This is a genomic window from uncultured Rikenella sp. (assembly GCF_910579375.1).
GTDB lineage: Bacteria > Bacteroidota > Bacteroidia > Bacteroidales > Rikenellaceae > Rikenella.
Map to the genome: position 1 here is coordinate 1 of NZ_CAJTUJ010000067.1, position 10,348 is coordinate 10,348.

The following is a 10,348-nucleotide window of genomic DNA, read 5'->3' on the forward strand; positions in this document are numbered from 1 at the left end:
AAGGCGTGGCGCGCGTCTATCCTACGGGAGGGTACTGCCCTTACGCCGGGCGGGCGGTGCCTTCCGACACTCGGAATGGGCAGCCTCTACCCCCATTCTTTGTCCGCGCACCTGCACGATTCAGCTATATTCGGCTTACCGCCGAAATAGCTGAATCGCTCCTTTAGGCGGCGCGTGGTTACTTTTAAGTAATAAAGGCCGCCCGCCGTGGCGCGAACGCGTCCGCCGGCGGGCCCCGCGTGCCCGCGGTGGGCAAAGGGCAGCCTCTACCTCGTTTTTTGACCGGGCGCCCACAAAGAACAGAACACAGCCTTCAAACACCCCCTTTTCCAAAAGCCAAACATCATTTACCGCCCCTCAAAACAACACATAACATTCGATTTATAATATATTCAAACCATTTAAATAAAATTTATAGTCGTTTTTGAGAATATCCAACCAAAATAGTTTATATTTGAGATTAGAACCAATTCCCCGACCCCATGAGAACCATCCGGAGAGCACCCCTTATCGTCAGCGCCATACTGTTGTGCACAGCGTGCAGACTGGACCGCCCCTCTCCCCTTCCACCCGGCCCCAGCTGCCAAGTGCAACTCCAGGTCGAACGGGAAGTCGTAGTAGAGCAAGATCATCCCCTACGCGCAGACCGTACAGCCACCCGAGCCGAAGGCAAAGACCTCTATGCCGTTCAGATATATAAAGGCTCCATCAAATACGCCTACGGCATTTTCGACGACCCCTCCCGGATGAAACTCGAGCTGGAAATCGGAAAGAGCTATAGAATTGAAGTCACCGTCGTAGAACAAGCGACAGCAATCATAGCCTCCGGCGGAAACGGCACCTACGGAGCCCCGTTCGATCTGGGAGGTATCGGAAACGGGCCCGGCAAAGTGACCAACCAGTTTACGAAAACTATGACCACCAGTCTGAACAACCTGACCCGAGGCGAAGCAACCCTTTCGGCAGAAACAACCCCTCAAAGCTACACCCGTCCGCCGGTTAGCCGTTTTTACGGTTGCCTGGACGGGGTCTCGCCCGAGACCGACACCCATCTCACCATCCCGCTCAAGTGGGTTTGTTTCGCCCTGAGCGTGCAGCCACAAGATTTTCAGGAAGGCACCTTGGAGATCGAGATGGAAGGCGCCCCGAAACTGACGATCCCAGCCGGCGAACCGGGCGCCGTGACCAAGAAGACCTTCTGCTTCTCCCACGCCGATCCCTCGGCCGGAGAGTGGCAGGACGACGACTATCAGGAGAGCATTCCCACTACGATTCGGTGGATCAAGGCAGATGGAACGGAACGCATTCTGCGCGAGAACCACCCGTTCGTTTTCACCCGGAAACATGAAAAAATCCTACACGTGATTTGCAGCGACAGCCCGAGCGACCAGCTCTTTCTCGACAAAGAATCCACCACGCTGCAACCCGAATCCCCCGAAATCATCCATCCTACAGAGGAATAAGCCGACTATCGGTTACAAAAATTGACTGTAAAAAACGAAGAGCCTCCTGATCGATCAGGAGACTCTCGCGTGATCCCGCTGGGAGTAGTAGAATATCTATGTGGTTTTTTCATACTCCGGTAAATCCTTTTATTTGTTATATTTGCCACAAGCAAACCGATGTATGAAATATGCACATCGGATACAAACCGCCCCAAATAGCGCCCCACGTATGCCTCACTCATTCCAGCTTCACAATGCGAACTCGATCAAGTCGAGCATCATTCTTGTGGTGTACTTCCGAGGACGAAGGTACAGAAAACCTTTGAACGAATCAACATACGTCGCCGATTGGAATACGAAGGAGCAGCGGTGCCGGGTCGTGAAGAGAAACGAACTCGCCGAGGCCATCAACGAGAAGATCGACGCGTGGGAGGCGGCAGTAAAGGATACGATCAAACACTTCACGCCGCTGGCGGATACGCCTCCGCAGGAGGAGTTCTGGAGGCAGTTTACCTCCTTCTTCACGAAATCCTCCGACAAGTCTCCGGGGACGTTCTTCGTCGACTTCGTTGAGGACTACGGCCGGAAGGTCGAGAACCGCCGTATGGGCCTACGTCGACGAACTGGCCGAGTAATTATTAACCCTCAACCGACAGAGCGCCTCGCGGGGCGCTCTTTTTTACTACCATGAAAAAATACCTCAACATCGCCGCGGCTATATTGGCCGCCGTGCTCATTCTCGCCGTCCTGATTCAACACAATACGATCCGACGGGTAAAGGCCGACCGGAATGTCTACAAGTCCAATACGGAGGCTCTCCTGAGCGAGAACGAGCACTACAAGACGAAGGATAGCCTCAACGCCGTCAGTACCAGGGCAATCGAGCTGAAGCTCGAGGAGTTCGAGCGGTACCGGGCCGAGGACGCGAAACTGATCTCGACCCTGCGGGCCGACAAGAAGCGCCTCGAATCCATCGCCACGGCCCAGACGGAGACGATCTATGCCCTCCGGTCGACCGTTCGGGACAGCATCGTATATATTAAAGGAAAGCCGAATACTATCCGCTGTGTTGACTATCACGATACCTGGCTTGACTTCTCCGGATGCTTCTCCGGCGAGAACCTTTTCGAGGGTACGATCCGAAGCCGTGACAGCCTGCTCTACGTGGAGCACGTCGTTCCGAAGCGGTTCCTCGGGTTCCTCTGGAAGACCAAGCGGGTGAAGGAGCGGCGGCAGGAGATCGTCAGCCGGAATCCGCATACCGAGATCATTGGGGCGGAGTTTATCACGATCCGCAAGTGATCCGCCGTCCGTGGGCGGGTAATGAGCGACCTCTCGGGGTCGCTTTTTTTGTGGCCGGCAAAAATAATTTCACTTTTTTCGGCTCGGAATTTGCATAATGATATATTATTGTATATCCTTGTAGTGTCAAAACAAGCTAAGAACAATGAAACGCTACAAAGAAAAAGAGGTCATCAAGCTACTCACGAAGGACGGCTGGTACCTCGCAGAACAAGAGGGGAGTCACCGGCAGTACAAGCACCCGACGAAAAAGGGTCGAGTAACCGTCAACGGTAAGCCGAGCGAAACGCTCTCTCAGGAACTTCTAAACAGTATTTGGAAACAGGCGGGGTGGAAATAGCACCCCGCACAAAACCACAGAATCATGGAAAAGGTAATTATTAACGTCAGTTGGGATAAAAATTATAGCGCCGCCCCGGCCAATGAAGGGGTATGCGTCGTCGTAGCCGGAAAGACGCTCGACGAAGTGAAGGAGCGGATGGAGTACTCACTCGGGCGGCACCTTGCCGGAATGCGAGCCGATGGCGATCCGATCCCTGCGGAGTTCGCCGGGGAGTACGAGCTCGAATATCACCTCAACGTCCGGGCATTGCTTCACTATACGGAGGGTCTCGTTCCGCGCACGGCGCTTGCCCGGGCCTCCGGGATCAATGTAAAACAGTTGACCCACTACGCTTCGGGATGGCGTACCCCGCGCCCGGAGATGGAGCGCCGGATCACGAACGGAATCCGGGCCATCTGCCAGCAACTCTCATCCGTCTCATTGTAGCTTGTTTTGACGAACGTTATTTTGAGACGTGCTGCCCTCGCCCTCCGGCGGGGGCTTTTTTACGACCTCCATTTTGCAATTCGCCCCAAATATCGCCCCAAGTAAAATAAAATATCCTCATAATCAATAGATTATGAGGATATTTTGTGATCCCGCTGGGGCTCGAACCCAGGACCCCAACATTAAAAGTGTTGTGCTCTACCAGCTGAGCTACGGAATCAATATGCCTTGTTCTGCGTGCGAACTCGTGCTTCCCCAGGGGCTCGAACCCTGGACCCCAACATTAAGAGTGTCGTGCTCTACCAACTGAGCTAGAGAAGCAGGCGGCCCTTTCGGCACTGCAAAAGTAGACAAAATTTCGAACCGAGCAAAAAAATCGATCGAAAAAACGCAAAAAACACACCGGATATGACCGACAGATTGGCCGAAAAGTGGGTAATTCGGTCGAAAACAGGAGCTTAACGAAGCTCTTGACAGTTCGAAAAATATTGCCGATATTTGACATCGACCTCCGAACAGGGGATGAAACCAACCGAATTTGTCATGATAGAGACCGAAACCGACCTCCGGAACGCGACCCTTCGTCAAGTCGCCCAGTTGATGATGAACGCCGCCCGCACAGCTCCGAAAGCCCGCGGCGTCGACCACCTCGAACTCGCGCTGCTCACCGGTGACACCATCGGACGCCTCGCCGACCGGCTCGTCGTGATGAGCGCCGGGCCGGGACGCGGCTTTTTCGCCCGCGACGGGGCCAATATCCGCCAAGCGGGCGCAGTCGTCTTGTTCGGCACCCGACGCGCGACACTGGGGCTCGACTGCGGGTGGTGCGGGTTTCCGACCTGCGCAGCCAAGGAACAGCAGGCTCCGGAGGCACCGTGCGCCTTCAATATGAACGACCTCGGGATTGCCGTGGGGTCGGCAGTCTCGATCGCTGCCGACCACCGGGTGGACTGCCGCGTAATGTACTCGGTCGGGGTCGCGGCGCGAGATCTCGACCTGCTGCCGGGCTGCCACGCCGTACTGGGGGTGCCTTTGAGCGCCGGCGGCAAGAACCCTTTCTTCGACCGGAAACCGCTGTGACCGTTATCCGAACCGGTTGCGCAGCCAGGCCCGGACTCTTTCGAGAGTCCGGGCCTGGCTTTTTTCTCCCCGTGCCACGCCCGTCCGATATCTGACAAAAAATTCGACTAATCGATTTGTATATCTGTCGTTTGCCGAAATAATCGTCACATTTTTCTCCGCAGTCGAGTTTCAATCCGGCCGGAAATTTCGTTTCTTTGTGCTACTCGGCAAACCGTACTATTTACCAACCTCTTCATATTATTTTCGACCATGTCCGTCATAGCCTACCTGCGTGTCAGCACCGACAAACAGCACATTGAGAACCAGAAAGAGGAGATCCGTCGATTCGCCCGGATCCGCGACCTCGCCATCGACCGGTGGGTCACCGAAACGGTCAGCGGCAAGACGCGGGATCGAGACCGGAAACTCGGCCCGCTGCTGCGGAGCATGCAGAGCGGAGATACGCTGATCGTGACCGAAATTTCGCGCCTGAGCCGCACGCTCACCGACCTGATGTCGATTCTGGGCCGATGTCTCGAAAAAAACATCGTCCTCTACAGCACCAAAGAAGGGTACGCTTTCGACAACAGCATCAACAGCAAAGTGCTGGCTTTCGCTTTCGGCCTCGTCGCCGAGATCGAACACAACCTGATGTCGCTCCGGACGAAGGAAGCACTCGCTCTCCGCAAGGCCGAAGGCATCCATATCGGGCGGCCGTACGGCACGGACGTCAAGAAACGCATCCTGATCGACAACCGCCACGCCATTGCGGACATGTTGCGTCAGGGGCGCACGGTGAGCCACATCTGCCGCACGTTCAACGTCTCGCGCACAGTCTACTACACTTTTCGGCGCGAATACCGATTCCCGGAATAGCAGACGGGGCAGGACGCCCCGTCTGTTCGGTGAGTCCTGCCCCGTCCGTATTGCCGCCGCCGCTCCTATAGCTCGGCCAGCTCGACTTCGCAAATCCGACCGCGATCGCTGAGGATCAGGATGCGCAGGTCGCTCGACGTCGCGCCGTCGAACCGGTAGCGCTCCGTCTCGCCGTTGTTCATCCGGCTCTTGCCGCGCCACACGGGGATGAAGAGACCGCCGCCGCTCGAAAGCTGAATCTCGAACTCCACGGGTTCGCCCTCCGCCCACGCGATCCCGATCTCCGACGGCTTCGCCCCGCTGCGCAACTCATAGGTGATATACTGGTTTTTCGTCCCCTCCCAAGCGGTCTGCGGGTCGCCGTCCACGGTGTAAATCGCCCGCCCGTCGGCCACGCTCGCCGACACCTTCGCCGCCAGCGCCCCCTTGCGCTCCGTCGCCCGCATCTCCCGCAGCCGGCCGGCCTCGACCACCGTAAAGTCGCGCCGCAGCCGGATATCCTCCGACGAGGCGCCGATCATCACCGTGAAGTCTCCCGGCTCCACCGTCCAGTTGTAATCCTTGTCGAGGATCTCCAGGTCGCGCGGATGGAGCTCGAACTCGACTATCCGGCTCTCGCCCGGCTTCAAGTGCACCCGCTCGAAGCCCCGGAGCACCTTTTCGTAGGCCATCACAGAGGAGAGCCGGTCGTGCAGATAGAGCTGCAAGACTTCGTCCCCGACCCGGTCGCCGGTATTGGTCACGGTGCACGAGACAGTCAGCCCCCGATAGGGGGTGATCACAGTGTCGGAGAGTTGCAGGTCGCTGTAGGCGAACGTCGTGTAGCTCAGTCCGAAACCGAACGGATACAACGCCCCGTTGACCCGTGCCCGATGGCTGCGCGGCCCGTTGGCTCCCCACGAGTCGCTCTGGGCCGACGGCAGCGTCGGGAAGTTGAACGGAATCTGCCCCACGCTCCGCGGGAACGTCACCGTCAGCTTGCCCCCCGGATTGTAGTCGCCGAACAGCACCTCCGCCACCGCCGTCCCCCCGTGCCGCCCCGGATACCAAGCCTCCACGATGGCCGGCACATACCGATCCGCCCAGTTGATGGAGAGCGGCCGGCCGTTGATGAGGACGAGAATCACCCGTTTCCCCTGCGCCTTGAGCGGCGTAATAGCTTCCAGCAACTGCTGCTGACGGCCCGGCAGGTCGAGGCTCGACCTCGACTTGTTCTCGCCGCACGTCCTCGTTCCCCCGCCCAAAACCATCACTACGACATCCGCCTCCGCGGCCGCTTTATATGCCACATCGATACTGTCGCGTTCCGCCTGCGTCAGCGGATAGTCCATCAGCTCCGAGTCCGGCCAGTTGTCGTCCACCAGCTCGCACCCCTTGGCATACGCCACCTCGACCCCCTCCGGCACCGCCGCCCGGATCCCCTCCAGCACGCTCACCGGCTCCACGGCGTTGGGCCCGTAACGGGCCGTCACGAAGTCCGTCGCCCGGGCGTTCGGCCCGATCACCGCAATGCACCGCACACTGTCCCGACAGATCGGCAGCGTGTTCGCCTCGTTCTTGAGCAGCACGATGGACTCCAGCGACATCTGCCGGGCCACCGCCTCGTTCTCCTCGCTGCACACCTCGGCATCCGCCGCCCGCAGATCGTTTCGATAAGGATTGTCGAACAAGCCGCACAGGAACTTCACCCGCAGAATGTCCCGTACCCGGTCGTCGACCGTCTCCTCGCTCAGCGCCCCCTCGCGCACCAGCTCGCGCAGCGGCACGATGAACGAATCCGGCGACCGGAACGTACACCGCACGTTGAGCCCCGCCTCGACCGCCTGTCTCACCGCCTCCTTCATATCCGCCGCCGTAAAGTGCTTGCTATAAAGGTATTCCACCGCGTCGCTGTCCGACACCACGTAGCCCCGGAACCCATACCTCCCCCTCAACACCTCCGTCAGCCAGTAGCGGCTGCCCTGCACCGGCTCCCCGTCGAAGTCGTTGTACGAGCTCATGATTCCCAGCAACCCCGCCTCGCGAATCACCCGTCCGAACGGATAGACATGAATCTGCTCCATCTCCCGTCGCGACATCTGGGGGTTGTTCCTCGCCATCCCTTCGCGCGCGCCCTTGCCGTTGCTGTATCCCACGAAGTGTTTGGCCGTCGCCGCCACCCCCTGCGACTGGATGCCGCGCACCAGCTGAATCCCCAGCTCCGCCACCAGGTAAGGCGACTCGCCGTAGACCTCTTCGTAGCGCCCCCACCGCTGGTCGCGCCCCACATCCAGAATCGGCGCATAGACATTCGTATAGCCCAACATCCGCGCCTCGCGCCCCTCGATCTCGCCCATCCGGTAGACCAGCTCCCGGTTCCACGTGTGCCCCACCCCCAGTTGGGTGGGGAAATTAGTCGCCTTGAAGCTCTCCACCCCGCGCAGCCCCTCGTTCGTGAAATCGACCGGAATACCCAGCCTCGTCTCCTCCACAAAGAACCTCTGCACCTCGTTGATCGCCCACGCATGGTTCGACGCCGGCCACACATACGGATTGCTCCGGTTGCTCCGCCCCGGCGGGTAGCCGTTCAGATGCTCGTCGATGGCGCCGATGCCGTCTTTCCAGATGCGGTCGGTCTTCCACTCCGGCTTCGGCAGGTCGTCGGTCAGCACGCGGCCGTAGCCGTAAAGGGTAGCCATCTGGGCGGTCTTCTCGTCAAGGTTCATCTGCGAGAGGAGATCTTCCACACGCCGGTCGATCGGCTGGGTCGGATCTTCGAAAATGTCTTTCTTCCCGTTTTTGTTGAAGTCGATCCATCCGTTTCGGTAGATGTCGCCCCGGGGCTTATACTCGGGACGGATCACCGGTTTTCCCGCTTTGTCGAACCCCTGTGCGGCGGCGCTCCCCGCCAGACATGCACAGAACAGGGCCGGCAAAAGCACGGTCTTTCTTCTCATAAAATCAAAGATTTGGTGTTAGTAGCGGGACAAAGATAGCCACTTTTTCCCTCAGCCGCCCCACATCCGGGGTGCGGACACCGGACGCAGAGATATAAAAGGAGATACAAAAAAGCACGGGGAAGAACCACCATCCCCGTGCCCCGCGCCCCGTCTCGCCGGAAGGGGCGCTTCCGAATAAAAACCTTACACTACTAAAGTTTTTACCTGTTATTTATTCACCGGAACCACCTTCGAGACGTACGGCCCCTGTGCCCGGTCCGTCATTTGATATTGGAAAGTACCGTCTGCATTGTAGCAATCCACTGTACCCGGGCCGGTGTATCCGGAATTGATCACGAACAGTTCTTCGGTCAGCGGATTGGCCGAAATGCCGTAGACCGAGTTGCCGGGCGCTTCCGCCAGAAAATCGGCCACGGCATCGGTCGCCAGATTGATTTTCCGGGACGATCCCGTGTAGGTCTCCCAGCTGAAATGTACGGTGTAGAGGTAGTCTCCGAGCACGGCCATGCTCGACACGGTCACGTCCGGAAAAGTATAATCCACCCTGTTTTGTTTCGGGTCGATCCGATGGAGCCGCGCGTCTTCCAGCATGGTCGTCCACGAGTCGTCGTAGACAGCCGAAGTCGTCAGGTACAACCGCCCGGCACCGACCGTCAATCCGACGGGATTAGTCGGCGTCGTAATCTGCGCCTCTTCCGTAAATGTCCGAATATCGATCACCGACACGGTATTTCCTTTGGTTTGTATCCCTTCCGGAGTGGCGTTGTTGGCCACATAGATTTTGTCGTTCAACACGGCGATCCCCTCGCAATACTTGCCGTTCACGGGAGCCGTACCTGTCACTTCCAGGGTCAGGGTGTCGATCCGCACGACTTCGCCCTTATACGACGAGACGTAGACTTTTCCGTCGTGCGCCGCCAACGAGCGCGCTCCCTCGACTGCCAACCGTTTCCGGACTTTTCCGTCGACTGCTCCCAGTACGACCACTTCGCCGCTGCCGTTCAGGGTCACATAGGCCATCGTCCCGTAGATCGTCATGTCGTTGGGCAAATCGCCCAGCTCGTCACCCGGGTTCTGCATTCCGAAATAATCCGGCGTAAAATGTTTCGTTGCGATGTCGTAATACCCCAATGTCGCGTTTCCGCCGCTTTGCGTACCTTCGTTGAGGACGTAGTATCCGATGGTTTCGGTGGGTTCGTGGGGCAGGGGCACTTTGGGCCCTTTGTCGTCTTTACAGCCGAAGAGCAACAATGCGGCGCTGAGTGCCGTCAGGAGGTTGATTTTTTTCATCTTTTTTCGTGTGAGTTAAAAATGGTTTCCAAACGACTTGTGCCGCTGTCGGAAACTGCATCGAACCCGGACGAAAATCGACCTTCCGGCCGGTACGACGATCGTACGGCCGTTCTCTGTCGTTCTTCTCCGCGCACACGAAACAGCGCGCACGGAGATCGACTCTCCCTCTTCGGAAATCTCAGAAAAACAAGGTAAAAAATCGTGGCGTTCTCCGGCTCTAAATCCTCGAAAGCGGACAACAAGGGTACGGCAAGGCAGGTCTTCTGACTTACCCCCGAGCGACGGGCCGCGCCTTCCCATTCCGAGGCATCTGTCGGCTCAGAGCCGGCGAGAGTCCTCACGAACAGTGGCGTATACAAGATTGCCTGTCACCCGATTTGTCGGTATCGCACGCGCGAAGTACCGAGGGGTTCACAGCAGCGGGACTGTCCGGGATTCTCACCCGGTTCCCTTTTGATCGCCGCCCTCCGACCGTCCGTTTCGGAGTGGAGAGCTTCAGCGAACCATTGCCGGTACAAAGATAGATTTCTTTTTCCGAACTTGCCAAATCTCCCGCCTTCTTTTTTTGTAGAGCGTGGTTCATGCAAGGATGGCGCACATGAGGACAAGTAGAGGAAGCTGTGCGCTGGTTTAGAGCTTGTTAAGACCGAAGCTGTCATAGC

Annotated in this window: 9 protein-coding genes, 2 tRNA genes and 1 riboswitch; of the genes, 7 read left to right on the forward strand and 4 right to left on the reverse strand. The window is 57.9% G+C overall.

Annotated elements, in window-relative coordinates:
* Positions 1 to 587: 587 nt before the first annotated feature.
* The 5 genes from QZ302_RS06620 to QZ302_RS06640 all read left to right on the forward strand — a co-directional run bounded on the left by QZ302_RS06620 (position 588) and on the right by QZ302_RS06640 (position 3,516).
* Positions 588 to 1,463 carry a hypothetical protein gene (locus QZ302_RS06620; RefSeq protein ID WP_294593841.1) on the forward strand — a complete coding sequence of 292 codons (876 nt, stop codon included), beginning with the start codon at positions 588 to 590 and terminating at the stop codon, positions 1,461 to 1,463.
* A 211-nt stretch (positions 1,464 to 1,674) separates the two neighbouring features.
* Positions 1,675 to 2,136, forward strand: a complete 462-nt coding sequence (locus QZ302_RS06625) for a hypothetical protein (RefSeq protein ID WP_365320716.1) — start codon at positions 1,675 to 1,677, stop codon at positions 2,134 to 2,136.
* Entirely contained in the window at positions 2,133 to 2,747 is a 615-nt protein-coding gene (locus QZ302_RS06630; RefSeq protein WP_294593843.1) for a DUF6549 family protein, read from the forward strand. The genes QZ302_RS06625 and QZ302_RS06630 overlap by 4 nt, the downstream gene beginning before the upstream one ends.
* A gap of 145 nt (positions 2,748 to 2,892) precedes the next feature.
* On the forward strand, positions 2,893 to 3,087 hold the full coding sequence (locus tag QZ302_RS06635) for a type II toxin-antitoxin system HicA family toxin (protein WP_294593844.1): 195 nt from the start codon (positions 2,893 to 2,895) through the stop codon (positions 3,085 to 3,087).
* A gap of 24 nt (positions 3,088 to 3,111) precedes the next feature.
* Entirely contained in the window at positions 3,112 to 3,516 is a 405-nt protein-coding gene (locus QZ302_RS06640; RefSeq protein ID WP_294593845.1) for a type II toxin-antitoxin system HicB family antitoxin, read from the forward strand.
* A gap of 147 nt (positions 3,517 to 3,663) precedes the next feature.
* Here QZ302_RS06640 and QZ302_RS06645 read toward each other — a convergent pair.
* Together QZ302_RS06645 and QZ302_RS06650 are read right to left on the reverse strand one after the other, a co-directional pair.
* Positions 3,664 to 3,736 (reverse strand) — tRNA-Lys (locus QZ302_RS06645).
* Between the two features lie 28 nt (positions 3,737 to 3,764).
* Positions 3,765 to 3,837, reverse strand: a tRNA-Lys gene (locus QZ302_RS06650).
* A gap of 222 nt (positions 3,838 to 4,059) precedes the next feature.
* On the opposite strand from QZ302_RS06650, the gene QZ302_RS06655 reads away from it, so the two are divergent.
* Positions 4,060 to 4,596 carry a DUF2148 domain-containing protein gene (locus tag QZ302_RS06655; protein ID WP_294593846.1) on the forward strand — a complete coding sequence of 179 codons (537 nt, stop codon included), beginning with the start codon at positions 4,060 to 4,062 and terminating at the stop codon, positions 4,594 to 4,596.
* 252 nt (positions 4,597 to 4,848) lie between these two features.
* Entirely contained in the window at positions 4,849 to 5,454 is a 606-nt protein-coding gene (locus tag QZ302_RS06660; protein ID WP_294593847.1) for a recombinase family protein, read from the forward strand.
* Positions 5,455 to 5,519: 65 nt separating this feature from the next.
* Here the strand turns inward: QZ302_RS06660 and QZ302_RS06665 are convergent, their stop codons facing one another.
* Both QZ302_RS06665 and QZ302_RS06670 read right to left on the reverse strand, forming a co-directional pair.
* Positions 5,520 to 8,390, reverse strand: a complete 2,871-nt coding sequence (locus tag QZ302_RS06665; protein WP_294593848.1) for a glycoside hydrolase family 3 N-terminal domain-containing protein — start codon at positions 8,388 to 8,390, stop codon at positions 5,520 to 5,522.
* A 210-nt stretch (positions 8,391 to 8,600) separates the two neighbouring features.
* Complete coding sequence (locus QZ302_RS06670) at positions 8,601 to 9,683, reverse strand: hypothetical protein (protein WP_294593849.1); 1,083 nt, start codon at positions 9,681 to 9,683, stop codon at positions 8,601 to 8,603.
* A gap of 238 nt (positions 9,684 to 9,921) precedes the next feature.
* A riboswitch (cobalamin riboswitch) is annotated at positions 9,922 to 10,209 on the reverse strand.
* Positions 10,210 to 10,348 lie beyond the last annotated feature (139 nt).